The sequence below is a fragment of the Candidatus Micrarchaeota archaeon genome (assembly GCA_028866575.1).
Taxonomy (GTDB): domain Archaea; phylum Micrarchaeota; class Micrarchaeia; order Micrarchaeales; family Micrarchaeaceae; genus UBA12276.
Genome location: JAGWHU010000004.1, coordinates 76,478 through 103,285, shown reverse-complemented (window position 1 = coordinate 103,285; position 26,808 = coordinate 76,478). Strand labels below are relative to the sequence as shown.

At 49.8% G+C, this 26,808-nt stretch carries 31 protein-coding genes; 18 read left to right on the top strand and 13 right to left on the bottom strand.

Going from position 1 to position 26,808, the window contains the following annotated elements; translation table 11 throughout:
* Positions 1-19 precede the first annotated feature (19 nt).
* Positions 20-790, top strand: coding sequence for a hypothetical protein (locus tag KGI06_03445; GenBank protein ID MDE1871268.1), 771 nt, complete (start codon positions 20-22; stop codon positions 788-790).
* Here KGI06_03445 and KGI06_03440 read toward each other — a convergent pair whose 3' ends face one another.
* On the bottom strand, positions 791-1,492 hold the full coding sequence (locus tag KGI06_03440) for a hypothetical protein (GenBank protein ID MDE1871267.1): 702 nt from the start codon (positions 1,490-1,492) through the stop codon (positions 791-793).
* A 100-nt stretch (positions 1,493-1,592) separates the two neighbouring features.
* Here KGI06_03440 and KGI06_03435 point away from each other — a divergent pair, with 100 nt between their 5' ends.
* Positions 1,593-2,315, top strand: coding sequence for an orotidine 5'-phosphate decarboxylase (locus KGI06_03435; GenBank protein MDE1871266.1), 723 nt, complete (start codon positions 1,593-1,595; stop codon positions 2,313-2,315).
* Positions 2,316-2,321: 6 nt separating this feature from the next.
* On the opposite strand, the gene KGI06_03430 is transcribed toward KGI06_03435, so the two are convergent.
* The gene (locus tag KGI06_03430; GenBank protein MDE1871265.1) at positions 2,322-3,203 is read right to left on the bottom strand and encodes a hypothetical protein; all 882 of its coding nucleotides are present in this window, start codon (positions 3,201-3,203) and stop codon (positions 2,322-2,324) included.
* 17 nt (positions 3,204-3,220) lie between these two features.
* Positions 3,221-3,838: a superoxide dismutase gene (locus KGI06_03425; protein ID MDE1871264.1), complete on the bottom strand. Its 618-nt coding sequence runs from the start codon at positions 3,836-3,838 to the stop codon at positions 3,221-3,223.
* 101 nt (positions 3,839-3,939) lie between these two features.
* On the opposite strand from KGI06_03425, the gene leuS reads away from it, so the two are divergent.
* The 6 genes from leuS (at position 3,940) to KGI06_03395 (ending at position 11,494) form a co-directional block, all read left to right on the top strand.
* Positions 3,940-6,816, top strand: a complete 2,877-nt coding sequence (gene leuS, locus KGI06_03420; protein MDE1871263.1) for a leucine--tRNA ligase — start codon at positions 3,940-3,942, stop codon at positions 6,814-6,816.
* A gap of 1 nt (position 6,817) precedes the next feature.
* The gene (locus KGI06_03415) at positions 6,818-7,462 is read left to right on the top strand and encodes an HAD family hydrolase (protein ID MDE1871262.1); all 645 of its coding nucleotides are present in this window, start codon (positions 6,818-6,820) and stop codon (positions 7,460-7,462) included.
* Positions 7,463-7,586: 124 nt separating this feature from the next.
* Positions 7,587-7,877 carry a TRAM domain-containing protein gene (locus KGI06_03410; protein MDE1871261.1) on the top strand — a complete coding sequence of 97 codons (291 nt, stop codon included), beginning with the start codon at positions 7,587-7,589 and terminating at the stop codon, positions 7,875-7,877.
* A 116-nt stretch (positions 7,878-7,993) separates the two neighbouring features.
* Positions 7,994-10,432, top strand: a complete 2,439-nt coding sequence (locus tag KGI06_03405; GenBank protein ID MDE1871260.1) for a valine--tRNA ligase — start codon at positions 7,994-7,996, stop codon at positions 10,430-10,432.
* A gap of 20 nt (positions 10,433-10,452) precedes the next feature.
* On the top strand, positions 10,453-10,917 hold the full coding sequence (locus tag KGI06_03400; protein MDE1871259.1) for a 30S ribosomal protein S15: 465 nt from the start codon (positions 10,453-10,455) through the stop codon (positions 10,915-10,917).
* Between the two features lie 7 nt (positions 10,918-10,924).
* A complete protein-coding gene (locus KGI06_03395) occupies positions 10,925-11,494 on the top strand; it encodes a hypothetical protein (protein MDE1871258.1) in 570 nt (189 codons plus the stop codon).
* A 40-nt stretch (positions 11,495-11,534) separates the two neighbouring features.
* On the opposite strand, the gene KGI06_03390 is transcribed toward KGI06_03395, so the two are convergent.
* From KGI06_03390 to KGI06_03380, 3 genes are all read right to left on the bottom strand, one after another.
* On the bottom strand, positions 11,535-11,999 hold the full coding sequence (locus KGI06_03390; GenBank protein ID MDE1871257.1) for a hypothetical protein: 465 nt from the start codon (positions 11,997-11,999) through the stop codon (positions 11,535-11,537).
* Positions 12,000-12,104: 105 nt separating this feature from the next.
* Positions 12,105-12,434 carry a hypothetical protein gene (locus KGI06_03385; protein ID MDE1871256.1) on the bottom strand — a complete coding sequence of 110 codons (330 nt, stop codon included), beginning with the start codon at positions 12,432-12,434 and terminating at the stop codon, positions 12,105-12,107.
* Between the two features lie 8 nt (positions 12,435-12,442).
* Complete coding sequence (locus KGI06_03380) at positions 12,443-12,799, bottom strand: EamA family transporter (GenBank protein ID MDE1871255.1); 357 nt, start codon at positions 12,797-12,799, stop codon at positions 12,443-12,445.
* 17 nt (positions 12,800-12,816) lie between these two features.
* Here KGI06_03380 and KGI06_03375 point away from each other — a divergent pair, with 17 nt between their 5' ends.
* The 4 genes from KGI06_03375 (at position 12,817) to KGI06_03360 (ending at position 17,043) form a co-directional block, all read left to right on the top strand.
* Positions 12,817-13,044 (top strand): hypothetical protein, encoded by a 228-nt coding sequence (locus tag KGI06_03375; GenBank protein ID MDE1871254.1) that lies wholly within the window; start codon positions 12,817-12,819, stop codon positions 13,042-13,044.
* 82 nt (positions 13,045-13,126) lie between these two features.
* Complete coding sequence (gene topA, locus KGI06_03370; protein MDE1871253.1) at positions 13,127-15,373, top strand: DNA topoisomerase I; 2,247 nt, start codon at positions 13,127-13,129, stop codon at positions 15,371-15,373.
* An 8-nt stretch (positions 15,374-15,381) separates the two neighbouring features.
* Positions 15,382-15,948 (top strand): methyltransferase domain-containing protein, encoded by a 567-nt coding sequence (locus KGI06_03365; protein ID MDE1871252.1) that lies wholly within the window; start codon positions 15,382-15,384, stop codon positions 15,946-15,948.
* Between the two features lie 219 nt (positions 15,949-16,167).
* Positions 16,168-17,043, top strand: a complete 876-nt coding sequence (locus tag KGI06_03360; protein MDE1871251.1) for an alpha/beta fold hydrolase — start codon at positions 16,168-16,170, stop codon at positions 17,041-17,043.
* On the opposite strand, the gene KGI06_03355 is transcribed toward KGI06_03360, so the two are convergent.
* Entirely contained in the window at positions 17,044-17,370 is a 327-nt protein-coding gene (locus KGI06_03355; GenBank protein MDE1871250.1) for a hypothetical protein, read from the bottom strand.
* A 93-nt stretch (positions 17,371-17,463) separates the two neighbouring features.
* On the opposite strand from KGI06_03355, the gene KGI06_03350 reads away from it, so the two are divergent.
* On the top strand, positions 17,464-17,748 hold the full coding sequence (locus KGI06_03350) for a 50S ribosomal protein L21e (protein MDE1871249.1): 285 nt from the start codon (positions 17,464-17,466) through the stop codon (positions 17,746-17,748).
* 120 nt (positions 17,749-17,868) lie between these two features.
* Positions 17,869-18,336 (top strand): hypothetical protein, encoded by a 468-nt coding sequence (locus KGI06_03345; protein ID MDE1871248.1) that lies wholly within the window; start codon positions 17,869-17,871, stop codon positions 18,334-18,336.
* Positions 18,337-18,379: 43 nt separating this feature from the next.
* Here the strand turns inward: KGI06_03345 and KGI06_03340 are convergent, their stop codons facing one another.
* The gene (locus KGI06_03340; GenBank protein MDE1871247.1) at positions 18,380-18,961 is read right to left on the bottom strand and encodes a DUF655 domain-containing protein; all 582 of its coding nucleotides are present in this window, start codon (positions 18,959-18,961) and stop codon (positions 18,380-18,382) included.
* Positions 18,962-18,994: 33 nt separating this feature from the next.
* Positions 18,995-19,315, bottom strand: coding sequence for a hypothetical protein (locus KGI06_03335; protein ID MDE1871246.1), 321 nt, complete (start codon positions 19,313-19,315; stop codon positions 18,995-18,997).
* An 84-nt stretch (positions 19,316-19,399) separates the two neighbouring features.
* On the opposite strand from KGI06_03335, the gene KGI06_03330 reads away from it, so the two are divergent.
* Positions 19,400-20,314, top strand: coding sequence for a MoxR family ATPase (locus KGI06_03330; protein MDE1871245.1), 915 nt, complete (start codon positions 19,400-19,402; stop codon positions 20,312-20,314).
* A gap of 15 nt (positions 20,315-20,329) precedes the next feature.
* The gene (locus KGI06_03325; protein MDE1871244.1) at positions 20,330-20,551 is read left to right on the top strand and encodes a DUF167 domain-containing protein; all 222 of its coding nucleotides are present in this window, start codon (positions 20,330-20,332) and stop codon (positions 20,549-20,551) included.
* On the opposite strand, the gene KGI06_03320 is transcribed toward KGI06_03325, so the two are convergent.
* Positions 20,544-21,782 carry a hypothetical protein gene (locus tag KGI06_03320; GenBank protein MDE1871243.1) on the bottom strand — a complete coding sequence of 413 codons (1,239 nt, stop codon included), beginning with the start codon at positions 21,780-21,782 and terminating at the stop codon, positions 20,544-20,546. The two genes, KGI06_03325 and KGI06_03320, sit on opposite strands and share 8 nt — an antisense overlap.
* Before the next feature lie 95 nt (positions 21,783-21,877).
* Between KGI06_03320 and KGI06_03315 the strand changes: the two genes are divergently transcribed.
* The gene (locus KGI06_03315) at positions 21,878-22,960 is read left to right on the top strand and encodes an aminopeptidase P family protein (protein MDE1871242.1); all 1,083 of its coding nucleotides are present in this window, start codon (positions 21,878-21,880) and stop codon (positions 22,958-22,960) included.
* 9 nt (positions 22,961-22,969) lie between these two features.
* Here the strand turns inward: KGI06_03315 and KGI06_03310 are convergent, their stop codons facing one another.
* Positions 22,970-23,713, bottom strand: a complete 744-nt coding sequence (locus tag KGI06_03310) for a hypothetical protein (protein MDE1871241.1) — start codon at positions 23,711-23,713, stop codon at positions 22,970-22,972.
* Between the two features lie 62 nt (positions 23,714-23,775).
* Complete coding sequence (locus KGI06_03305; protein ID MDE1871240.1) at positions 23,776-24,102, bottom strand: Lrp/AsnC family transcriptional regulator; 327 nt, start codon at positions 24,100-24,102, stop codon at positions 23,776-23,778.
* Positions 24,103-24,503: 401 nt separating this feature from the next.
* Between KGI06_03305 and KGI06_03300 the strand changes: the two genes are divergently transcribed.
* A complete protein-coding gene (locus tag KGI06_03300; GenBank protein MDE1871239.1) occupies positions 24,504-25,898 on the top strand; it encodes an Lrp/AsnC family transcriptional regulator in 1,395 nt (464 codons plus the stop codon).
* Between the two features lie 294 nt (positions 25,899-26,192).
* Here the strand turns inward: KGI06_03300 and KGI06_03295 are convergent, their stop codons facing one another.
* The gene (locus KGI06_03295; GenBank protein ID MDE1871238.1) at positions 26,193-26,768 is read right to left on the bottom strand and encodes a hypothetical protein; all 576 of its coding nucleotides are present in this window, start codon (positions 26,766-26,768) and stop codon (positions 26,193-26,195) included.
* Between the last annotated feature and the right edge of the window lie 40 nt (positions 26,769-26,808).

Here is a 26,808-nt window from a genome sequence, read left to right as displayed (position 1 = left end):
CGCTACCAATAAAGTGCAGATGGAGATGAAGCAGCAGTCGGCCATTGAATTCATGGTTACCTATTCATGGGCAATAATACTCATATCCCTGTTCATAGTCATGGTCATACTCATAACAGGCTCAAGGGCCCCGCTTAGCTATGTGCAGTCGTCGTGCAGCATACAGCCGCTACTCCCCTGTGCGGATTCGCTGCTCTCCTACAATGCGGTAAGCCCCATGCAGTATTACATAGTCTTTTCCAACCAGCTTGGCCAGGTGCTCTACTTCCCCTCGAATTCAATAAACGCCACGATGTCCAGCCTTGGAAGCGCAACCTCATACAGCTTCGGCGACTGCAGCCCGGATTTCGCCAGCGAGGGGTCCCAGGTCCTCTGCAGCGTCGCGATTTCCGGAAAATCCAAGCCGAAGGCTGGGTCCCAGCAGATGGTTTATTTCGTGCTGAACTACAAGATATGCACAACCGACAACGCGGCATCATGCGGCCAGGGCCTATACAGGTCCTCCGGATACTCCATACAGTCCGTTTCCCCGACAGGGGTCAATTTCGACTACGTTACATTCATAACAAGCCCAAGGGGCAACATAGTGCTCAACGGCATGAGCTATTTCAACGGCACCTCGGCCTACCTGCCACCGGGAAACTATGTGATATTCGCCCAGCCGCAGGAGGGCATGGCCTTTAGCTCATGGTCAATAAACTCGCAGGGCTCGAACGTGCTAAACGCGGCATCGCAGAACACCATCTTATCATTGGCATCCAATGCCGAGATCACGGCCGAATTCAGCTGACTACCCTGAAGCCCTGCGCCTTCTCCTCTGGCGGCGCGCAGATGGGGCTACCTTCCTCATCAATTCGTCAAGGGATTCGCGCGAAGAATTTATGAGCAGGGCTATTCCCACGAATCCAGACACTACCGTGAAAGAGAGTATTGTATAGTATATGGAAAAGTTCGCGCTGCCCGCATAGTTAAGCCCGGAGCTCCCGAGCTGCGAGAGCCCGAACAAGAACATTATCCACAAGGCCGCTGCGCCTATGACGAGCTCTCCGTAGTGATGCCTGAATATCGCAAGGATGGAAGCGTAAAGAACGAGAAGAACGCCGCCGAAGGTGAACAGCAGGAACAACGGAGCCGCAACGTAAGAGCCCACGAAAAACAGCGGGATCAGGAACGCGATCACGCCGCCGACGATGGACATCATCCATATCGCCATGTATTTGGAGTGCAGCTTGTGCTCCTCCTCGGTCATCATCTTAGTGGATGATATGTGAGAATGCAGGAAGTTGGACAGGAACGTGACTATGCCTATCAGCATCAGCAGGAACCAGAACAGCATATAGCCGATGTAGTTGTTGACCGCGAACGACTGCCTCAGCACCGTGAACGTCAGCCCCATTGAGAGTATTATCGCCATCGTTACAAGCGCTATGCCTAGCGTCCTCCTGTAGGCTATGCCCCAGTATTTCTTTATGTATGTCCTAACGTAATCCATTCATTGCACCTTAATCAGTAAAGCAGTGAAATTTAAAAAGTCTTTGCATAACCATGCTATTTATATTAACGGTGCGAAATACAATTTTAGCGAGGATTAGATGGGGATAATTCAAAGAAGAAGGAGCATTATAGTTGATTGCGACGTGGAGTCGATGGGCAGGCTCAAGGACATATTGAGGCAGACATCAGGAATAGAAGGTATTGGAGGATACAAGATAGATGTCACTCTGGCTGAGCAGGAGGGGCTTCGCAACATCGTGAGGGTTGCAAGGGAGATTACAGAAAAGCCCCTGATATACGATGCACAAAAGGCTGCGACAGACATACCAGATACCCAGAAAGGCAGGGTGCAGATGATTGAGCGCGCAGGAGTTTCCGCGATTATAGGTTTCCCCTTGACAGGCCCAAGAACTTTGGCCGCATTTGTAAACGCGTGTGAGGAATGTGGAATCACGCCCATAATCGGCGGCGAGATGACACACGAAAAATTTAAGAGGAGCGAAGGAGGTTACGTTGCGGATGAGGCGCTGGATGAGATATACGAGCTCGGCGCAAGTAAAGGGGTTGTAAATTTCGTAGTGCCGGGAAACAAGGTCGAAAGGATAGAACATTATTATTCAATGCTCAAGCCAATGGTTGCAGAGGTGTCTAAAGAAGCACCAGTATTCTTTTCGCCCGGGCTCATAAAGCAGGGCGGCAACATAGAAGATGCATTAAAAGTAGCTGGACCGAACTGGCATGCAATAGTAGGAAGGGGAATAACAGGGTCAAAGGACATGCGTGCAGCGGCCCTTGAAGCTGCAGGCAAACTGTCAGTCTAGGAAAAATCATATTCCAAGTGCGATGAATATCATGTTGCCGAACAGCAGCGTGAATATCACCGCAACGAATATCGGAAGGGCGAACGGCATCGCCTCCTTATAAACGGGCATCTTGTCCTTTACGCCAGCTTTTTTTAGCTGCCTCATGACATCGGATGTGACTAGCCTTCCGAAACCCTTTATTTTCTTCTTCAGTGCCAATACCCTCCTCTCGCCCATGAGGTTGAGCGCTATTATGTCGCCTTCTTCCATCTGCTTCACTGTTACTTCGCGCACCATGGAGTAGGTCACGGGAACGGAAAACAGCATCACAAGGAAGGAACTGGTGAGCATTATGGCAAGCATTATGATTGCGAAGTAATTCAGGCTTATTACGAGGGTTGCGAAGTATATGAAAACAATGTATGCTATCGCAAGCAGCGATGCGGAGAGCAGATTCCCCTTGTTTATCAGTGATGTTATTGGCTTTTTCAACCTGCTGATTGCCTTCGGTATGTAGTATATTGGAACTATCGCAAGAGCGATTATCCCGGCGTTTATTGCAACCGATACTATGAATGGCACGCTGAGTTGCGGCGCATACGATGCAATAAATGGCATGCCCTGAATCGGCAGCATGAGGGATATTGCCGCGAATTCGAAGACGTCAGCCGCGCCGAGCTGCCCTATCCTGTATACGACATACCCAACGCCGAGGACCACAAGGGATATGGATGCGCTTATTGCTATCGTCCTGGCGTTTAGGTAGAGTATCGTGAGAAGGGCACCGTATGCAAGCGTGGAATAGACGAAAACCGATGGCACGTTCCTTTTGTTGAACAGGTCGAAAAGCATGTACGCTAGCGCTATCAGCACAATGCTTATTACCCTCACGAGATAAAGCAGCATCTACATCATTGTATCGGTTACTGCCTGTGCTTCGTAAACCTCGCTTCGACTTTCTTCCAGTCTATGTTGTCCACGAGCGCGTTAAGGTAGGCGCCCCTGTCTGGCCCGAACTTGTGGTAATACGCATGCTCGAACGTGTCAACTGCGATCAGCGGCATTGATCCCACCAGGCCCCCGAGGTTGTGGAAGTCGAACAGCACGTTCCTGAGCTTGCCGTCAGTCAGCGAATCAGCCACAAGCACAGCCCATCCCCTTCCCGATTTTCCGGTTGCAAGAAAGTCTTCCTTCCATGCCTGCACAGACCCGAAGTCCTCGCTTATTTTCTTTATTATGCCCATGCCATCCCCGTGCTTCCCGTCTCCGCCCATCGTGTCCCAATACACCTCGTGGAGTATCATCCCGTTCCCGTTCCAGGTTTCCTCCAGCTTCAGCGCCCTGAACGCGCTGTAATTGACGTTCGCCTTTGACCTGTCAACGGACTTCAGCTCCTTTTCTATCTCGTTCCTCTTGTTGACATACCCAGCATAATGCGTGTCGTGATGCCACTTGTACGTGTCTTCGTCCATGACGTTCTTTACCTTGTCGAAGGCAATGGGCATCGATTTTACGGCGTGGTTAGCCTCGGTATTGCTCATATATTCACCCAATACTTTTATAGAGGGAAACTATTAAAAGATTCATTTTTAATATTCTAACTCAACCGAAATAATATTCGTTCTGTCCAGTTGGTGCACTGATGATAAATTACAAAGAATTAGAGGAGAAATGGCAGAAGGCATGGAATGGCGCGAAGCTTTTCGAGGTGGAGCCGAATGACAGGAAGCCGCTTCTCGTTACAGCCGCCTTCCCGTACGTTAATGCCCCGCAGCACATGGGGCATATAAGGACCTACGGCACTGCAGACACGTACGCGAGATACATGCGGATGCAGAACTACAACGTCCTTTACCCCATGGCATTCCATGCAACTGGGACTCCCCTGCTGGCCTTTGCGAAACGCATAAGGAACAACGACAAGGAGCTGATCGATGAGCTGAAGATGTTCCACGTGCCTGACGATGAGATAAAGAAGATGACGGACCCGAGGTACATTGCGGACTACTTCATAAAAAGCACCGAGATGGGAATGAAGGCCGCCGGCTACGGAATAGACTGGCGCAGGAAGTTCGTATCCATCGAGCCGTTGTTCAGCAAGTTCGTTGAGTGGCAGTTCATGCGCCTGAAGGAGAAAGGCCACATAACCAAGGGCAAGCACCCCGTTGGCTGGTGCCCGAACGAAAACAACGCAGTTGGGCAGCACGACACGATGCACGACGTCCAGCCTGAAATAGAAAAGATCACGGTAATAAAGTTCAAGGATGCGTCAAGCGACATATTCTTCGGGTGCGCTACGTTCAGGCCCGAAACGATATACGGGGTTACCAACATCTTCGTGGGCAGGGAGGTCAAGTACGCCATTGCAAAGGTAAACGGCGAGAGGTATTACATATCGCATGACGCGCTTTACAACCTGAAGCACCAGTTGGACGTGACAGTAGAAAGGGACATCAGCGCGCAGGAGCTTCTTTCAAAGAAGGCGCTGAACCCAGTCAACGGCAAGGAGATCCCCGTACTTCCCGGATTCTTCGTGAAGTCCGATGTAGGCACGGGAGTGGTGATGAGCGTACCATCGCATGCCCCGTTCGACTACGTCGCCATCCAAAGGCTCAAGGCTGACAATTATCCAATGCCCGAATTCGAGTTCACCAAGATAATCGAGATAGAGAAAAAGGGAAACATAGGCATAGGAAGATCGTTGACGGACGTAAGCGCTGGCGAGGCCGTTGCACAGCATCCCGAGATACCTGCGCTGGCGTATCTTGAGATACTTCATGCGAACGAGAACGCGATAGATGACATGATTGAGTTCGCGACAAAGCTGGCATACAGGGAGGAATCGCACTGGGGCATAATGGTTGTAGAAGAGTACAAGGGCATGAGGGAGCCCGAGGCCAGGGACCTCATAACGCAGAAGCTGCAGGGCGACTCGAAGGCGTTCGCTATACACGTGATAAGCAATGACGAGCCGGTCTACTGCAGGTGCGGCTTCAGGGTCGTGGTGAACATAGTCGATCAGTGGTTCATCAATTACGGCGACCCTAAATGGAAGGAGCCTGCAAGGAAGGACCTAAAGGAAATGAGGATAAGGCCTGAAAAGCTGAGGCACACTTTCGAGAACGCGATGGAATGGATAGACCTTAGGGCCACGGAGCGAAAGCAGGGCCTCGGCACCGTGTTCCCGTTCGACAATACTTCGATAATAGAGTCGCTTTCGGACTCTACGCTGTACATGGCATTCTACACTTTCGACCACATACTGAGGGGCGAAAAGGCAGAGCCTGAAAACCTCAAGCCGGAATTCTTCGATTACGTGATGCTCTCCAAAGGGGATGTAAATGCTGTTGCTGAATTGACCGGGATAAGCGAGCCCGCGCTGAACAGGTGCAGGGAATCGTTCGAGTACTGGTACACCAACACCTCAAGGCACTCCGGCCCTGATCTAATACCCAATCATCTAACTATGTACATATTCAACCACGTTGCAATACTCGGCGAGCAGTACTGGCCCAAGCAGATAGTGGTCAACGGGTTCGTCGACTACGAGGGCGAGAAGATGAGCAAGAGCCTGGGCAACATCGTACCCATACTTGACGGCATTGAGAAATACGGTGCGGATCCGCTCAGGTTCATAGAGATAGCAGGTGCGGATCTTGACACGAGCACGGAGTTCACTACAGAGAACATGAACAGCGTGCAGGCTAAGAACGAGTTCCTTTACAGGACCATACTATCGCTCCCCTCCATAAAGAGCAAGGAGATATCCCACATCGACTACTGGATGTATTCGAAGCTTAACTCAAAGATAAAGTCCGCCACGCCGATGATGGACGCCATAAACATGAAGGGCGCATATACCGAGATATACTACAACTCGATTAACGAGCTGAGGAAATACATGGAGAGGAGCGGCGAGAACGCGATGGTCCTGAAGGAGTTCCTTGAGAAGATAACGCTGATGCTTGCGCCTGCCATGCCTCATGTTGCGGAGGAGTTCTGGAGCATGCTGGGCAACAGCAGCTTTGTGGCACAGGAGAAGTGGCCGGAGGCAAGCGAGGACATGATAAACCTCGAGGAGGAGCTCATAGAGGAGGTTATAGACAACACTATAGACGACATAAGGCAGGGGATAGAGCTCACGGGAAAAATAGGGGGCAATTCCGGAAAATCGGTCAGCGAGATAAGGCTCATAATAGCAGAGCAGTGGAAGGCCAGGGCCTACAGCATGCTCTCCAAATCCAAGAGCATAAGCTCAGTCATGGGGAGCATTGGCACGGAAACAGACAAGGAAGCCCTTTCCAGGTTCCTCGGGCAGTTCGCGAAGAGGCTCAACACCCTCAACCCTCGGGAGGAGCTCAGCATGGAATCCCTCCTAAAGGCTTTCCTGGAAGCAAGGCCCTACCTTGAGGACAGGTTCAGGGCAAAGGTGACGATAGAGGGCGAGGCGTCGTCCAAATCTGGAAGGGCATCAAGGGCGTTGCCGGACAAGCCCAGCATCGACATAGCATGGGGTTGAGATGCCTTCCGACAAAAAAAAGCTCATGGACCACGACCTTTTCGTTTTCGACTGGGACGGTACCCTCAACAGCATGAGGCTCACGATGCGCGTGAACGAGGCGGTAAAGAGGGCGCTGCACATATGGAACAAGGACAGCAAGATAAAGGACTTCAGGCACGTGGACTATGACCTCAAGAGAAGGCTGAAAGAGGAGGAGATGAAGAACGACATAATGACCAACCTTTTCGACATATTCCTGAACCTTAGCAGGCCGAAGCTGCACAACGACTCGATGAGGCTGATAAGGAAATTGAGGGGCAGGGGCAAGAAGACGGCGATATTCTCCAACGGGAGGGGGAGCAGGGTCATAAGGGAGCTCCGAATACTCAACATGATGGACAGCTTCGACGTCATAGTGAGCGCAAGGGACCTGCATGCGCTGAAGCCCAACCCCACGGGGCTGAAGGCGATACTCAACACGACGAAGGTGAGGCCCGGGCGGTGCATATACATAGGGGACATGGTGGACGACGTCATAACCGCCAAGCTCGCGAATGTGCATTCATGCGCGGTATCGTGCGGCTTCGACAGCCAGCACAGACTTAGCAGCATAAAGCCGGATTACCTCTTCAGGAGCATAGAGGACCTGTACATGCACCTGTGAATATGGTTTCCCGATTGCCAGAAACCTAAGCTTTACAGAAAGATTTTTAAGCTTGAACCTCCAACATCATACACTATACGGAGTAAGGCGTAACAGCTAATTCTACGTATGAGCAAAAGATTGAATGAAACATGGAGAAAGCAATGAAGGAGACTTCGAAGAAGGCGGAGAAAGGCATGGGGGCGGAAGAGGAAGGCGTGTAATGAACATGAATCCAAACTATTTCCTGCCAAAGCCGGTAAAGGTGGGCGACGAGGTCGAAGTGAAGGTGGAGGCGGTGGCGTCTAAGGGCGACGGCATAGCCAAGAAGGACGGATTTGTAATCTTTATAAAGGGCGCAAAGGAGGGCGACACGGTAAAGGTTAGGATCACGGACGTGAAGGCAAGGTTCGCAATAGGCGAGCTCGTAGCTTAACAACTTATTTTTATTTTTTAGTTTTTTATTTTATTTATTGTTTTGTTTATTATTTTGTTTATTAATTTCCGTTGGTATATTCAGTTAGCCTTGCCGCTACAGGCACCGGTGTGCGAATGTATGATGCATCTATAGACGACAAATGGAACAGGTACTGGCTGGACAACGGGATAGGCCTTTTCGACGAAAAAAACAGGGACAAAAAGGCCTATGTCATAGACACGCCGCCGCCGTTCACCTCTGGTACCCTGCACATGGGCCACGTGACAAGCTACAGCTTGATCGACTTCATCGCAAGATACAAGCGCATGAAGGGCTTTAACGTGTTGTACCCGCAGGGGTGGGACACCCAGGGCTTCCCCACCGAGAAGGCGGTCGAGAAAAAATTCGGATTCGGGCTTTCGCGCGAGGAATTCTACAATAAATGCGTGGAGATAGCGCAGGCGAACCTGGACAAGATGAAGGAGCAGATGTACAGGATGGGATTCTCGCCGGACTATAGGCATGAATATACCACGATGTCGCAAGAATACAGGGCCAAGGTGCAGCTTTCGCTGATAATGATGCATGACAAGGGAATGGTATACAGGGGGAACTATCCGGTAGAATGGTGCTGGAAGGACAGGTCGGCGATAGCGCATGCGGAAACCGAGGAAAAGGAGGAGGAAACCGTGCTTTCGTACCTGAATTTTGAGGTAGAGGGCTCCAGCGGTAGGAGCATTACCATAGCAACCACAAGGCCGGAGCTGCTTCATGCGTGCGTTGCGGTTGCGATAAACCCGAAGGACGAAAGGTTCAAAAATCTAAGGGGCAGCAGGATTAAAACGCCGATATTCGGGGCGTCAGTGGATGTCATAGAAGACGACAGCGTCGACATGGAGTTCGGGACAGGGGCAGAGATGGTCTGCACGTTCGGCGACAAGGTCGACAGGGAAATGTACTACAGGCACAAGCTCAGGATGATAGAATCCATGGACGAGAAGGGCCTGCTGAAAAACGCCCAGAAGTTTACCGGAATGAGGGTAACCGATGCAAGGGCTGAGATCATAAAGGCGCTTGAGGAGGCAGGGGCGCTGGTCAAGAAGGAAACGGTGAAGCACGCCATAAAGGTGCACGACAGGTGCGGCACCCCGATAGAACTTATCATGTCCGTCCAGTGGTTCATAAAAGTCAAGGAGTATACTGAGAAGATAAAGCTGCTCGCAAACGAGATAAAGTGGGTGCCCGAGTTCACGAAAAGATATCTGGAGGATTGGGCGAACTTCATAGATTACGACTGGATAATATCCAGGAACAGGGTATTCGGGACGCCGCTGCCGTTCTGGTACTGCGAGAAGTGCGGCTTCATAGCAACGCCAGGGCGCGAGAGCCTACCGGTGGATCCTGCAAGGGACGGCGCACCGCATGAAAAATGCCCGAAATGCGGCGGCCCGCTGAAGGGGGAGACCGCAACCTGCGACGTCTGGGTCGATTCCTCGATAACGCCGCTCATAATCTCCGGATGGCCGGACAACAGGGAGCTTTTTGGCATGGCATATCCGACCGCGCTCAGATTACAGGGCACAGAGATAATAAGGACCTGGGCCTTTTACACCATATTCAGGTCATGGGCGCTCACCGAAAACAAGCCCTTTGAGAACATGCTCGTGCACGGGATGATACTCGCCCCGGACGGCAAGAGGATGAGCAAGAGCAAGGGCATAGGCGCATCCCCCGACGAGGTGCTTGCTAAGTACCCTGTCGATACAGTCAGGCTGTGGTGCGCCCTTAGCAGCGCCATAGGCAAGGACAAGCCGTTCATATACAACGACGTGGAATTCGCAAAGAGCTTCATAACCAAGCTGTTCAACTCCTTCGCCTTCGTGGAAACCGCGCTGAAGGAGGCAGGCGAGCCCGTGCCCTTTGAAGTTGCGAGCAGCGGCATCGGCACATTCGACATGTGGATACTCAACAGGCTCAACAGCGTAGTGAAGGACGTGAACGATTCATACGAAAAATTCAATTTCTACGATGCCGCGAACACCGCGATAAACTTTTACTGGCACGAGTTCTGCGACTATTACATAGAGAGCGTGAAATACAGGATATATTCCAAGGAGAAAGGCATGGAGGAGAGCAGGCACGCCGCGGCGCACGTGTTGAAGCATGTGCTTGACACGATACTGAAGCTGCTCGCACCGATAATGCCGCACGCATCGGAGGAGCTGTTCTCTAAGATGAAGGGCAGCAGCATATTCCTGGAGGGCTTCCCGGAGAACCTGGATATAAGATCAGGCTCGGACTACGTGATAAACGGTATAATATTCAAGAGCGCGGTAGTGGGCATAGACTACGAGAGCGTCGGCGCGTTCCTCAACGCCATAATAAGCGACGTGAGGAAGGCGAAGGCAAGGGAGAAGAAGGCGCTCAACTTCGAGATAACATCAATTAATATAAATGTTCCTGAAGAATATTATAAAGCAACCTTATCCTCTAAAGAGGAGCTTGTGCAGATATGCAAGGCTAAGAAGGTAGAGATAGCAAAAGGAGAGTACTCAGTTACTGTGAATATATAACCCTTAAAATGTGTGTTTCAATGGCTAGAATGCATTCCAAGAGGCGCGGCAAGTCGAAGTCAAGGAAGCCCCTGGCAGAATCGATAGGCGAGCCCAAGGAATTCGACAGGGCCAAGATAGAGGAAACGATCGTCAACTACGCCAAGCAGGGAATGGAGCCGGCAAGGATAGGCGAGATGCTGAAGAATGAGCATGGGATCCCCTACGTGAAGCACTACATGGGCAAGAGGCTGGTCAGGATAATGCAGGACAAGGGCGTTGCGGAGGAAATGCCCCCGGACATCATGGACCTGATGAAGAAGGCTGTAAAAATCAACTCCCATATGGAGAAGAACAGGCAGGATTACCACAACCAGAAGAAGCTGAATGGCGTCGAGGCAAAGATATGGAGGCTCACGAAATACTACATAGCAAAGGGCAAGCTGCCCGAAGGATGGAGATACGATCCGAAGCAGGCTGCGCTGCTCATAAAGAAGACCACGTGATGATAAAATGACACTTCAGAAGAAAGGGGCTGACAAATGGAAGCTCAAGAAATGGTACGCGGTGCACGCCCCGGCAGTGTTCAACGACGCGATAATAGGCGAGATGCCCGCAAACGAGGACAAGGCGATAGTGGGCAGGAAGATAGTCATAGGGCTCGATTCCCTGACGAGGAACCCCTCGAACGCATACACCAGCGTTGTGCTCAAGGTCACGGACGTGAACGGCAACGCCGCGCACACAAAGCTCATGTCCATATCGCAGCTGTACAGCTACATGAGGTCACTCGTGAGGAGGTACAGGAGCGTCGCGGATTCCGTATTGCCGGTCACGAGCAGGGACGGCACCGGGATGGTGGTGAAGATGATAGTGATAACAAGATCAAGGGTGACGCGCAGCAGGCTCATAGGGATAAGGAAGGAGATGAACGAGATCGTGGCGAACTACTTCAAGGAGAACGACGCAAACCCTGCGATAAACTCCATAATAGAGGGCAAATTCCAGGCTGAGCTTGCTTCGAAGCTGAGGCACATAGCGCCCCTCAACAAGGTTGAGGTAAAGATGCTTGAGGTCAAGTAGCAAGAGCGCAGCTTGGCACTTTTTTCTCCCCTCTTTATTCTTAATACCAGATTATTTCCCTGTAGTAGGGGCTGTTGGCGCGCCCTTTCCTGAGCGCGCTGCCGTATTCAAACGTGTTCTTGCCAGCGGCATCTATCCTTGCCATGCCGGTGCATTCTATTACGGGTATGCCGTAGTCGCCAACCGGGGCCCTGAACTTCCCGTATATCCTTATCACGCTGTTTGTTGTTAGGGTCTTTGCCATTTCAAAGGCTGAGCCGCTCACGCTGGCGCGCTGCACTTCGACCTTTACGGCCTGCACCCCGTTTTCCCTTGACACGTCCCTGGCGTCAAAGTAGATGAAGTGGTTGTTTACCTGTATTGGGCTGCCGTTCATTACCGCTTCGACAGAGACGCTCTTCCCCTCGTACATGCTCGGTAATTTCTTCATACGCGCTATCGTGGTCCAAGTAACTTTGGCCTTCCCGTTCGCAATGTCCCCTGCATTAAAGTCCTTTGTTGCCATCAAACCATCTATAATTCCAGTATTTTTTCGCTTGTCAAGATATTTATCCTTTTTGCAATGCGGTGCCGTAGGCGAATCCGCAGTTTTAATTGCAGCTGTGTCGCTTCAGCTTATGCTCACGAATATGACGCCTATAGCTATGACCAGCACGCCGCCCCACCTGAGCAGCGGCACCTTCTCGGAGAGCACCGTGGCCGCGAGCACTACTGCAAGTATGTAAGTTATCCCGTTCAGTCCGTAGGCCCAGCTCAGGTGCACCCTGCTGAGCACGTAGAAGTACAATGCGGTTGACAGCGCGTAAACCGCGATCCCTGCAAGCAGCGTAAGTATTAGGCTGTTGTCCGTGAACGCGTACTTGAACAGGAACTGCCCTATCCCGCCAAGAAGCGTTGCGGCAATGATCATCATCAGGTTTATGCTTTTTCCCTCCTTCATGGCAAACACTACGCGGTTATGGTAACCATCACTATCCCCAGGAATATCAGCAGTATTCCGATTATCCTGGGCATGCTCACCCTCTCCTTGAGGCTTATGGCAGATATTATCGTGACGAATATGAAGGAGCTCGCGAATACCGGGAACACTATGGAGAGCTGCGACCCAGAAAGGGCTATCAGGTAAAGCGTGAAGCTCAGAACGTACCCCCCGAGACCTATGATTATGTACCTGTTGCGCAGCGTATTGAGTATGTCCATTATGCTGTTTAGTTTTTTGCTGAGGCCCCTCTTGAATAGGAGCTGGCAGTATGATGTAATCAGCGCCGCAACAAGTGTTAAAAATATGACCAAGTATATATTCACAGCATCACGTGGTTGTTTTGGAAAGGCTGACAAAGGAATTTGCAACTTCTCTGATAACGGTAATACTTGCTATTTTGGCTATTGCCATATTTATAAGTTCTGGTGGCGGGATGCTTTTCTACGTTGCAGTTGCGATAGCGATACTCTTCGGATTCTACAACGCGTGGCTGATATCCACCGCAAAGCCGGGCAAGGCAGCCCCAGAAACGAGGCCCAAGAGGAAGAGGAGGGGCAAGTACAGCTGATTGCGCCGATCCATTGCAAAGCCTTATATCTTTTGTAGACGATTGTTTTACTTAAATCAGCAAGGCGGATTCGTGATCCTTCATGAATACACTCATAATAGCGGAGAAACCAAGCGTTGCGCTCAGGGTGGCGATAGCACTCGGCAACAACGCCCAGAAGAGGCTCAACGTCAACGGCGTTAACTACTACGAGATAGATTCGCCCAGTGGCAGGATATACGTGGCTGCGGCTGTCGGCCACATATTCACCATAAGGCAGAAGGACGACAGGCGCGGGTACCCGGTCCTTGACGTTGAATGGGCCGCATCTTACGAAGTGGACAAGAAGGCGTATTACACCAAGAAGTACCTCGACGTGTTCCGCATGCTTGCGCAGAAGAGCGACAGCTGCATAAACGCATGCGACTTCGACATAGAGGGAACCGTGATAGGCACCAACATAATAAAATTCCTAGGGATAGACGTGCGCGGCAAGGCCCGCAGGATGAAGTTCTCAACCACTACGATACCTGACCTGAAGAACGCTTATGAGAACCTTATGCCGCTCGACCTGGACAACTTCCATGCAGGGGAGGTGAGGCACATGCTGGACTGGCTATGGGGCATCAACCTGAGCAGGGCCCTCACCAGCGCGCTCGTCGGCACGAAGTTCATGAGGCCGCTGAGCATAGGCAGGGTGCAGGGGCCGACCCTGGCGCTGCTGGCAAGGCGCGAGATCGAGATATCGAAATTCGTTTCAAAGCCATACTGGAACGTGCTGGCGCTGATAAGCGGGATAGAGTTCTCGAACACTAGGGGGGACATATTCGACAAGAAGGCGGCCGAAGCGGCGCTGAAGGGCACCGAGGCTGGCAAGGATAATGCCGTGGTGGAAGGCGTGGAATCCGCGGAGAACATGTCAAGGCCCTATCCGCCGTTTGACCTGACGGCATTGCAGCTCGAGGCGAGCAGGACTCTGAGGCTGGATCCATCATCAACGCTTGCTACGGCGCAGTCGCTCTACGAGCGCGCATACATATCATATCCCAGGACATCGTCGCAGAAGCTGCCGCCTACGCTCGGGCTTCCGAGGATAATAGGGGAGCTTGCGAAGAACCCGAAATACGAGGCGCTTGCGAAGAGGCTCATAAGCGAGAGGAGGTTCAGGCCGAACGAGGGCATGAAGAGCGACGAGGCGCACCCGGCGATATACCCAACGGGGATAATCCCTAAGAGCCTCAACGACGTTGAGGGTAAGCTCTACGACCTCATAGCGAAGAGGTTCCTGGCATGCTTCGCGCCTTACGCTAAGATAGCCAAGATGAAGGTCACGGTAGCAATAGGCAGCGAGAAATACGTGGCGAACGGCACCAGGATAATAGAAAGGGGATGGATGGAATTTTACACATACGCCTCAGTTAAGGAGAAGACGCTGCCGGGGTTCAGCAAGGGCTCGAAGGCAGATGTTGCAAAGGCGTACATGCAGGAGCTCAAGACAGAGCCGCCAAGGCGCTACGGCAAGGCCGGGCTCATAGCAGAGCTTGAGAAGAGGACGCTCGGGACCAAGGCCACCAGGGCAGCGATAATAGACACGCTTTTCAGGAGGGGCTACATAGAGGGCTCAGCGATAAAGGTTACAAGCTTCGGCATGAGCGTGTACAGGGCGCTTGACGAGAATTCGAACATGATAGTCAACGAGGAAACTACGAAAAAGCTTGAGGGAGACATGGAGCAGATATCCCTGGGAAAAAAGAGGCCGGAGGAGGTTATAGAGGAGGGCAAGGAGATGCTGCTGGAGGCGCTCAGGCTTTTCGACAACAACAAGGAGAAGATAGGCAAGGCCATGCAGGAGGGGCTCGTGGAGAGCCAGGTGACCCTCGGCAAGTGCATAAAGGACGGTGGGGACCTCGTCATAAAAAGATCCAGGGCAGGCAAGCAGTTCGTGGCGTGCGCGAACTACCCCGACTGCACCAACACATATTCGATACCACAGAACGCGCTTGTAGTGCCTGCAGGAAAGATGTGCGAGCACTGCCATACGCCGATAGTGAAGGTGATAAGGAAGGGCAGGGGCGTCTTCGAGATGGACCTTGATCCCGAATGCATAACCAAGCAGAAATGGAGGGAAAAGAAACTGAAGAAGGAGGGGAAGGAGCCCGCTGCCGTCACGGCAAGGGAGCTCAAGTCAAATGCGACTGCAAGCGCAGGCAAGGAAGCGGCTGCAGGAAAGGACGCCAAAGCCAAGGAAGCCAAGGCCAAGAGAGCGGCAAGGCCGAGGAAGCCAGGGCAGAGCAAGGCGAAGCCCGCAACAAAGCGGAAAAGATCCAGTAAGGCAAAAAAGCAGGAGTAGTGCTGCGCATGTTCATTCCCGAAGCTTACAAGAGGCTGAAGAGGGGGCCGCAGGTGATACTGCCAAAGGACATAGGCATGATAATCGCCTATACAGGAATAGGCAAGGGCAGCGAATGCCTTGATGCTGGCACCGGGAGCGGATGGCTTGCAGTCTCATTGGCAAGGATATGCAGGAAGGTGACGAGCTACGAGACAAGGGAGGATTTCATAAGGATTGCAGAAAGGAACAGGAGCGGGGAAGGCCTTGACAACCTGATCATAAAGAACAAGGACTTCATGAAAACCGTAACCGAGAAAGACGTGGACCTTGTTACACTTGACATGCCGAATTCAAACAAAGCGGTAAGGAACGCGCACAAGGCCCTGAAGCCCGACGGGTACATATGCGGCTACCTTCCGCACACTGAGCAGGTAAGGGATTTCGTGGCCGCGCTGAACAGGTACAAATTCAGGAACATATACACAATTGAGGTAATCGTCAGGGACATGCTCGTAAGGGAGGAGGGGACAAGGCCCTCAACAAAGGGGGTATGGCACACAGCTTATCTGGTTTTCGCGCAGAAGCAGAAGTAGCAAGCCCGCTGCCTTTGCCCGTTTTCTGATTAAAAAGAAATTGAGGCGTATGCGTTAGCATACGCCTGGGTGGATGAGAATAGGGTTTTACAGAATACGCATAAAAAATGCGTCTAGTTTGTTTTAATGTACAGGTATTTAAAGCTTTCTGATTGGCCGGTTTACACAAGAACACAAGTGGTACTTTTTATATTCTGAGCGCCAATACGCTACGAGGGAATGAAAGGGGAAATAGTATCTTTTGTGACAAAGGACGGCCTGAAGCTGCACGGTTTCCTTGCAAGGCCTGGAAGAAAAAGAGGGAAAACTCTCATTTACCTGCACGGGCTTGAGGGAACATTCTACAGCAGCGGACTGATCAAGGCGCTTGCTGATTCGCTGCCAAAAATAGGCTACGATTTCCTTGCTATAGAGCAGCGTGGCAGCTACACCGTTGAAACACGGACAAGAAAAAAAGGAAGGAAGTACAAAGGCACGATCACAGGGGGAGGATTCGAAAGGTTTGAGGAATGCATATATGACATTGGCGGCGCGATAAGGCTTGCCGGCGTGTTAGGCTCAAGGCGGATAATACTCGCAGGGCACAGCACCGGCTGCCAGAAAGCGGTATATTACCAATACAAGGAGAAGGACAGAAAGGTGAAGGGCATTGTTCTCCTCGCGCCTGCTGATGATTACAACATGCAGAAAAGAGACCTCGGGGGAAGGTTTGGTGGCGCAGTAAGCGCAGCGAAAAGGCTATACAGGAATGACAAATACTCCATAATGCCAAGGAATTACATAAGAAGGCCTTTCGGGACGCACAGGTTTCTTAGCTTCTCCGATCTCAAGTTTGTTGAGAGCAGGATATTCAACTATGATCTCCCAAGGCTAAGGGAATTCGGAAGCATAAGGCAACCTGTGCTTGCAATATTCGGAAGCAAGGAGCAATTCGCCGCAAAGCCGGTAAAGGAATACATGGAAATACTTGAAAGGAATTCAGGTGCACAGGGGTTCAGCCATTCGGTAATAAAAGGGGCAAACCACGGATTTTGGAAAAAGGAGAAGGAAACCGCAAGGGTTGTTGCAGACTGGCTGGCGAAGCTTGATTTGTAGCTACCTTCCCTTGCTCGCTATGTACCTGTTGACAAGCTCGACAGCCTTGTCTATTGCCCTCTTGACATCGGCAGTGGTCTTGGCGCCGGTGCATATTATCTTGCCGTTCTTGAACAGCAGCAGCGCAGCCTTCGGGTCGTGCACCTTGAATATAGCTCCTGGGAACTGCTCCGGCTCGTAGTCAACGTCGTGGGAAAGCTTTGCAAGCCCGTAAAGGTCGAGGTCCACGTTCAGCTCAGCCTTAGTTACTATGTTCTGGACCTTGTAAGTAGGTTTTAGTATGACTCTCCTGTGCGGAGGGTATATCTGGTTTGAATGCTTCGCCATTGAACGCACTTTTGTATTTTATGATAATACTTCCACATACACATTTAAATAGGTTTATATATGATATTCTATTACTATTTGTCGAATGATTTCATGACAAGAAGATCGCAGGGTTTATTCTCTGGAAGGACAAGGCACCTTGCAAGGCACCACAAGCCCTCAAGGCTCAGCATCAGCGAGACGATAAAGAGCTTCAAGGAAGGAGACAAGGTGGCTATAGTGCCGAAGGGCAACTTCAAGAACATACCACATCCCAGGTACAGGGGCAAGATAGGCAAAGTCATAGAAAGGCGCGGCAACGGCTATGTTGTTGAGCTGAACGTCTTCAGGGCGAAGAGGAAGCTGGTGGTTCCGGCTCTGCACCTCAAGAAGATGTAACATGCGCATTCTGATTCTCGGGTTCAGGAGGATAGATTGGAGTAGTCCGACGATTGCCATATGGATGTAAAGGTATATATATCTGCTAAACACTAGTTTAGATGATATGCTGGTGACTCTATGAATACAACTATGGAGTTGGACAGGAGGGGGCAGGCCCATTTCAACAGGGAATTGGACGTTACCCTGGTTAAATTGTCCAGATTGAATTCTGTCGATTCGACCAACGGTACGGTTATCGAGGGACTCAGGCACATAGAAAACGATTTGAAGGAAAAGGCGATGTCAGTTTACATGTCAAGCAAGATAAAGGATTTCGCTTCTGCGCTGTGCAACATAATGAACAGCCCGGATCCCGCACCTTATTACAAGACAGAAACCGCGAAGAACGCAGTAGTTGCTACGATAAACATGGGGCTTCCGAAGGTTTCCGAATATATGTTTTACGCTGTAAAAAGGCTGCGCAAGGATGGCACACTGTTCGGCAAGAGAAATGCCGCCGATGTGCTTGAGGCTGTGCACAAAAGGGTGGACAAGGTGCTGCATTTCCCGGATAAGGACTTGAGCAACCTGAGGCGTTCCGCCTGAATTGTTTTTTTGTTTTTATGTTTTTACGTAACGGGTTCGGGTTTCAATAACGCTCGAATCCCTCTCTCTTCCTGTAAGGTTTCGTGAACATGTAGAAGCGCTCATTCCCCATCAGCTCGGCTATTATCCTGTCAGTAATCAGCCTTGATGGGTTCTGCAGCAGCTGTACCCTGTCCATTATGTCCTTGAAGCTCTCGAACTTCTTCTCGTTCCTTGCCTTTATTATGGCCTCAAGGTGCTTCTTGCCTATGCCAGGAAGCAGCTCAAGGGAGTGCTGCCTTATGTTCAGCGGCCCCGCATTGTTGAATACCTCCACGAACCTCTTCTCGTTTGACGCGACTATCCTTGTCACAACGTTGGGCAGCTCGTTCTTGGCCGTTTGCGTCAGCTCGTCGTAGCTTATCCTCGACTTTATGAGCAGGATCTTGTCGCGCTCCTCCCTCCCTATGTACACGCGCTCGCCCAGGCCCAGCGAGGCCCCGGGCTTGATCGTTGCCTCCAGGATCGTGAAGCGCTCCTCGCCCATCAGCTGGGTGAGCGGCTCCGGCTTGTTTGAGAAGGACTTGCCGCTGACCATGAAGTCAAGCACGTATGCGTATTCCTCCCTTCGCTCCTCTGATTCCATATTCCCACACCATCTAGAAAATGCATCGGAACACTAGCCACTCTCCTTGGTTATCGCAAGTATCTTTGACACTTCCTCGTCAGAAAAAGACTTCCTCTCCTGAGCAAGTATCTGCCTCAGCGTCATGTTGTTCTTCGGCAGTATGTCAAGTATCTTCACTATGCTCCTCTCGCTCAGGTCTCCCACTGCCACGAGCTCCTTCCTCATCTTCTCGTTCTTGGCCTTGGAGGCCGCGAACTTCTTCGCGTGCTGGAGCGCAAGCTGCTGCTCGTACGTGAGCTCGGCGCCCTTGCCGCCCTCCAGTATGCGTATAACGTCATCAATAGACACTATCTTAGTTTCCTTTACTTCCATAAGACCACTTTGCCCCTTATATATACAACCAGTTAAATATTTAATGCTTATATACTAAGCAGTACATACTAGCGGGTTTGTTTGATGGACGCAAGCAAGGCATTCGGTAAGGTTCTAAGCGAGGTAAAGAAGCACATAGCTGGCAAAACCGACATAATAGAGCTGATGTTCATAGGCATAGTGGCAAACGGCCACTGCCTTCTTGAGGGCGTTCCGGGAGTGGCGAAGACGCAGATGACCAAGGCGCTGTCCGATGCAATAGATGCGGATTTCGCCAGGATACAGGGCACCCCGGACCTTGACATGAGGGACATAATAGGGCTCACCTATTTCGACGAGGCCGAGCACGAGGTCAAGGTGAAGAAGGGCCCCATATTCACCAACATACTCCTCATGGACGAGCTGAACAGGGCTCCTGCAAGGACCATGGCAGGTTTCCTTGAGGCGCTGGAGGAGAGGCAGGTGACCATACCCGGAGCGCAGACCATGAAGCTGATGAACCCTTTCATAGCCTTTGCGACGCAGAACCCTCTAAACATAGAGGGAACGGTGGCGCTGCCCAAGGTGCTTGCCGACAGGTTCCTCATGAGGATAGCGGTGAGCTACCCGACGAGCGAGGAGGAGGTGCAGATGCTGAGGCTGAAGGAGCATGAATCGGATGTAAAGACGGAGAAGGTCCTGAAGATAGAGGAGATACTGCAGATGCAGAAGGACGTGGACAGGATAAATATATCGGACGAGGACATAGAGTACATAACAAGGCTTGTTAACACCACAAGGACGGACATGCACATAGTCATGGGGGGAAGCCCAAGGGCCGAGATAGCTTTCATGAGGTGCTCCAAGGCGAAGGCGCTCATAGAGGGCAGGAGCGAGGTGAGCATTGACGACATAAAGTACCTTGCGAAGCCGGTGCTGAGCCACAGGATAGTGGTAAGGTCAACAGGGGGCATAGGCGTTAACGGGATAATAGACGGCATAGTCGCAAACGTTAAATGAGATGCGGTCGGAGCCATGGAGATAGCCGTTGAGGTAACCGCAAATTCAAAAACGGCATCTGTTTCAAGGACTGGGGGCAATTCCTATAGGGTAAAAGTAGATGCGCAGGCGAGGCATGGGAGGGCCAACGCGCGATTGATAGAGATATTGTCGGAATACCTTGGCGTGCCAAAATCATCCATAAGGATAGCAAAAGGGCGCAATTCCAGGAGCAAGATATTATCGGTAATCACGTGACAGCCTGCGCGCTCGGCCTGTAGTCGCTCATGCGCCTCTGCCTCAGCGCGTCCTTGAGTATGACGCTGTTCAGGATCCAGTCGTTCACCCTTATGTCGAGCCTGGATTTTATGCATTCGGACATCTCCTTCATGGAATGCAGGATCAGCGGCTCGGCCTGGAGGGTTTCCCTCACGTGCTCCCTGACGTTCCACACGCCCACTGGCATTATGTAGCCGTCATGCACCTCCCTCAATATGAGCGCGACCGCCTGCCTTTTCAGGAGCTGGAGCTTCTCGGTTATGGCAAGCCTTCCGGAATAGTAGCAGCCGCCTATCTCCGCATAAGTCTTCCTTCCTGTGTAGCCCTCGTACGATCCGAATATTGATATGTTGACTCCGTCCTCGTTCCACACAGTTTTCGGGTACCATGCCTCTATGGACTCGTACTGCCAGTTTCCCGGTATTAGGAAAATCAGCCACCTGTTGTCAAGCGCGTTGTTGAAATACGCATGTATCGAATCAACGGGCTCATAACCCTTCACCTCATCGAGGTTGTTCTTCGAGAGGGTGTCGTCGACTGCTGTTATGCTCCAGCGCGTTGGTACGAACCTGCGCCTTGTCTTGAGCCCGAAGAGCCCCGCCGAAAGGCCCCGCTGTATCTTAGATACGGGTATGCCCTTGTCGTACAATTCTATCATTGCGGTCTTTGAGGGCGCATCGGTATCGCCGTAAAGGCGCTCTACCTTCCTCTCGGCGCGCATGTTGTACAGGTCGAATTTCCTGATCCTGGCGCTGGGGCCGAAGGGCTCGACCTCGTCCTTAAGGGTTAGCTTGACGTATGGCTTGCTTGTGAACGACACCTCGGCCTCGGCGGGCCGCTCAGCCAATGCAAGGTCCCTGACAAGCTCCTCGACTTTCCCGTGCTCCACGTTCTGCACCTTCGTCCTGTGCAGTCCCCTCACGAGCCTGGAGCGCATGCTGACTATGTCTTCTATGCCCATGGTGCGCCACCGCTCGGGGGTGCTTAGTATCGTGGTGTCGCCGAATTCCGGAGGGACAAGCGGGCCTATGTTCACGTACGGGTACCCGAACCTGCCTATGAAAAGATCGGTTGGCGAGCTGCCCACGATTTCGGTCTTGCTCGTCATCGGGAGCATCTTCACCCTGTAGTAATACCTGAGCAGTGCAGGATCCCTCATGTGCCTGTATACCACGTCTGACCTCTTCACGTTGGGGTATTCGCCGCTCAATTCCGATATTATAGCGTTCCTGTCCAGGATTCCACCTATATTGCTTGGCGATAAAAATAGTTAAAACTATCCTGACAATGATTAACGTGCATTTAATGAGGAGCGTGGCTGGCAGGATAAGGGGCATCTTCGGCAAGACTGATGCCGACGCGATAATAATAACCAACACAGACAGGCAGGACAGCAATTTCAGCTACCTGACCGGATTCACAAGCGGGGTATTCGAGGGCACGGTGCTGATAGTGACAAGGAAGGGCATGGTTCTTCCGGTATCAAGGCTGGAATACGAGACTGCGATTGAGCAGAGGCCGAGGGAGATGCAGGTCGTCATGATTGAGAGCAGGGCGCAGCTTGCTGGCATCATAAAAAGACACGTAAAATCGAAGAGCATAGGAATAAACGGATCCTTCTTGCCATACAAATCATACATGAACCTGAAAAAGCTTGGGCCTGGAAGGATAACCGATGTGTCGCATGCGTTCTACGAGGCGAGATCCGTGAAGGACGCCAGCGAGCTAAAAAACATAACGGAGGCTAACAGGATAGTGAAGCGCGCCATAGAAGAGGCGAAAAAATCGCTCAGGGAGGGCATTACAGAGAGGGAATTCGCCGGTATTTTGGATTTCACGATGATGAAGCTGGGCGCATCCGGCGCAGCGTTCAGCACCATAGTGGCATTCGACAGGAATGCGGCGCTGCCGCACCACATGCCCAACGGGACAAGGCTAAGGAAGAACTGCATAGTCCTTGTCGATGCTGGGGCGAAGTACAACAACTACTGCTCCGACATAACGAGGACTTTCGTATTCAGGCCCGACAAAAAATCCGGGAAGTACAGGAAGTTCCTTGAGATGTACGGAATAGTAAAGGAGTCGCAGAGGATCGCGTGCGGAATAATAAAAGACGGGGTAATGGGCAGCAGGGCGCACAACAGCGTTGCCGAATACATAGACGGAGCGCTGAAAGGCAGGTACAAAGGCAGGTTCATACATTCGCTGGGGCATGCGATAGGCATAGACGTGCACGATCCAGGACCTGGATTGTACGCCAATTCGAAGGAGAGGCTGAAGGCGAACATGGTAGTAAGCAACGAGCCAGGAATATACGTTGTGGGATTTGGCGGAGTCAGGATAGAGGATGATGTAATAGTAACGAAAACAGGGTGCAGGGTGCTATGATCTGCGCCGCTAGCTGGTTATTTCTTTTGTCTTGTCGCCGTATGGGTTGATGTCGGAATTTATGCGCACCTCAATCTTTGATTTCCTCATCACTTCAAGGAAATACTCGACATTTAACTTGTGTTTCTTGGAATCGTTGCCTGGCTGGTTAATCCGGTTTATGTCGTTTTTTATTATCCTTCTTGATATGTCTTCATTCATCCCTATGACATCCAAGACCCTCTGCCTGACGCCTACGCTCCGGACCGCCTCGTCGAGCTCCTCTATCCTGTCGCGTATTTCATCAGTAGGGTAGTATTCGTACATCAATACGAGATTCCTTGCTGCAGCTGACATGTGCTTTTCCATCCATTTGGAAACATTTTCCCATTCGTTTCCGTGCAAGCCCCGCTGCTCGCCCTTGCTCTTCAGGAACATCAAGGGTATCGGGCTCAATAGTATCAATTCCACCGTAGCCACTGTAGTAAGCTTGTCAAGTTCGTCGGCGTCCAGTTTTATATTCATGGTCTTTTCGAACATGTTCCTTATGCGCTCGGACTGGGATCCGAAATCGCCCTCTGTGCTTTCCTTTATGCCGCGTATTAGGTTCTGGACGGGCTCTGGAGCCTCCTCGTACAGCGCCTCGCACCTGTGCACGATTTCCGAAGAATCGACAATGATTGAAAGCCTGCGGTCATCCCTCAGCATTTCAAGGAACTTCCTATCTTTTACGTCGAATCCTTTAGGCAATGTGCTCCTCTCTTTCACTACCACTAAATCTCTCCAATACGTTTTCTGGTACCCTATATAAAAGCCTTTTTGAAAATCCACGTTTATTACGGTACCAAAACGGTATGACCCGGCCATTTCCTGTACTGGTAGTGGCTTGTAGCTTTGACAAGGCCGCAGCCCAGCTTCCTTGAAATGTATTCGCATGCATCGTCAGGCTCGCCAACACCATTCCGAGCCTTGACAACGAAGCCGTAATCCCCGTCCGTGACAAAGACCTCCTCTACGTTCTTTATGCTCATCAGCTGCCTCGCGAGAAGGTTTGCATCGGCATCTTGTGGAGGGTGCACAAGGTAGAAATTGTAGGATTTGCCTTCCATGCGCTTGAACTTGGCACGGCCGTTGCCCCTAAAACCGGTATTGTTGTTAGCCATCCACACACCTTAGCGTTACACTATGATTTCCGGAAATGTGCAGGGTATCCACTAGCACACAAATCTAGACAATTTAAGTAGAAAAAGACGCACGGCAAAAAGCCATGCGTATTGGATGATTTTGGTTGGGATTGGGATTTATTTCTGTAAAAATTGTGTTATTGGGTTTTTTGGGATTTTGCATCCAACAACCAATTTGATAGGAATTTACATTTTGAGGTATATATGCGTGTCCATGTTAGATAGGTGCCAATGTCAGCCAATTATTCATATTTTTGGAATAATATCCTATAATCAACTAAATCAAGATATATAACCCATATATTAATCCATATATTTTCCTATACAGCACAGCAAACATAGCAAATTATTTATATTTAATTAACCAATAGGTAATCCATATGATAACACTGCCAGCTAAGGTAAAATCAACATTCCTGAAGCTAAAAAGGGCCAATGGAAAGTATGTCGAAATAAAACACATCAAGAAATACTTCTTTGCCTACCAGTCGACAAGCAGGTGGAGCAAGGAAAAGAGGAAGCCCATAAAGGTGACATCTTACTTGGGCAGGATAACAAATAAGGGGCAATTCATACCAGCAAAAAAAAGAAAACCAAGGAACATTTCACAGCAGATTGCTACAGAGTCGTTGATGGAACAACCGATTTTAGATGCAGGTCAAAAAACTTTAGAAAATGTAACAAAGGATGTGAAAAGATACAAACACGAATCTACTTTACTTACTGCACTTAGCATGAATGGAAGAATATCTATGTCTGTACTCGGAAGAATGGTGGGTATTAAAGAGACCGCAGTATCTTTGCAGGTCAAAAAACTAGAAAAAAAATATGGAATAAAGTATATGGCAGAAATTGATATAACAAAATTAGGGTATATTCAATTTCTTATAACTGTAAAGTTTTTAGATGAATTTCCTAAAACAGAAGAACTAAAAAGTGTATTGATTAATGATGTAAGAATTCAGCTAGCCTTTTTGACAAAAGGAGATTTTGATTTGATGATGTATGCTCTTGCAAAGAGTATAGAAGAAATAAGTTTTCTTTTAATCGAACTAAGAGAAAAATTTGATTATCGTGCAACTTGGAACGCTGCCCCTGTTTTTGAAGATTACGGATATATACCAATCCGAAACGAGTTTATAGATTATATTAAAAGTGAATTACTTTCAAGAGAGTACGCAGTTTTAAAAGAATTAAGGAAGAATGGAAAGATTGATTTCACAGAAATAGATAACATATATGGTTTTGATAAAGGTAGATCGCAATATTCATATTATAGGTTAAAAGAAAGAGGAGCTATAAAAAGAATTACAATATCAATGAATTATTTACCGATCAGGTATATTGCAGCTATATTTGAAGATATAGTAAACGGTAAACAATTTAAGATTAATAGAGAAAAAGTGTTAAGAGATATAGTCAGTAATACACCATTTCAGATTAATAAATATTTGTTAATCGATGACACAATTAACCCTAAAGGAATTCTTTTATATTTACCAATATTTAATGATGGTGATTTAGAGACCGCAATTGAAAACTTCGCATTGATGAATATTGGAACAATCAATAGAACGGTAATAATAACCTCATTACTTTTGGGTGAATTCTGTTTTAGAAGTTTTGATAACGTTTATTCGATACAAGAAGAAATACTAATAAAAGAATATAAATTAAATTACCCACCCAAAATAGATTACGAAGAAACAGGTAGGATAAAGAAAGAACGAAAGAAGTATAAAACTGATATAAGAGGATTAAAGCCTGAAAATTGATTACTTGAATATCATTTTAGCAAAAGACTTTGATACCTTTAATCCCTTTGAGAAATCATCTCTGAATTTTGCATTTTTGCTTGTATTAGTAAGATTTACCCTTGGGCAACCGTCTGGACTTGATACAAAGATAACTCTACCCTTGTTTGAATAAAGCTTCCCTTTATCACTGATTTGTGATCCCACATATCTCACTGTTTTCCTAATTTCCCTACCTTAATTAATAATAAACTTGCCAATAAAGCTCTAAAAAGCTTTCGCTAGCGGTTTTTGAGCGTTGTAAATGAATATTTACTAGTTAATTTTGCCCCAAAGAGACTCAAAATGGCCCCTCAGCTCGCCTATCCTTGAAGGCTCCCTTATCACTTCTATGTGCTCTATGTTCCTGTGCATTCCGCTATAGGTGAGGTTCGCGCTTCCTATTATCGCCGTATCGCCGTTTATGTACATCTTCTCGTGTATGAACCTGCCCTTGGGAACCTTTACAAGAAGATTCGATTCCGTTTTCGCATGCTTCATGTAAGTAGCCAGGGCAAGTATCACCACTATCGCGCTCAGTATTGCGGTCGTATAGCCGAAAGCCAGATATGCTGATATGAAATCGAGCAGGAGCACGAATGCAAGCGCCTTCATGTACGCGCCTATGCCGCTTGAGAGGTGCCTGCCCAGGAGCTTTTTGTTCTTCCCGATGGAGCTTTCCGAAGTTATTATCCGGACCTGCACGCTGCCTGCCCTCTTGACGAGCAGTCTCGCGTAGTAGCCGCTTATGTACGGGGATATAATCATTAGCTCGGAGCCGCTCCCCTTTATCAGCCTGTCCACGTACCTGTAGGAGCTGTCGCCGCTGTACGATTCGACATCGGATTCCATTGCAAAACACCAGAAGGTCCTGTGTTATTATGGACTGAAC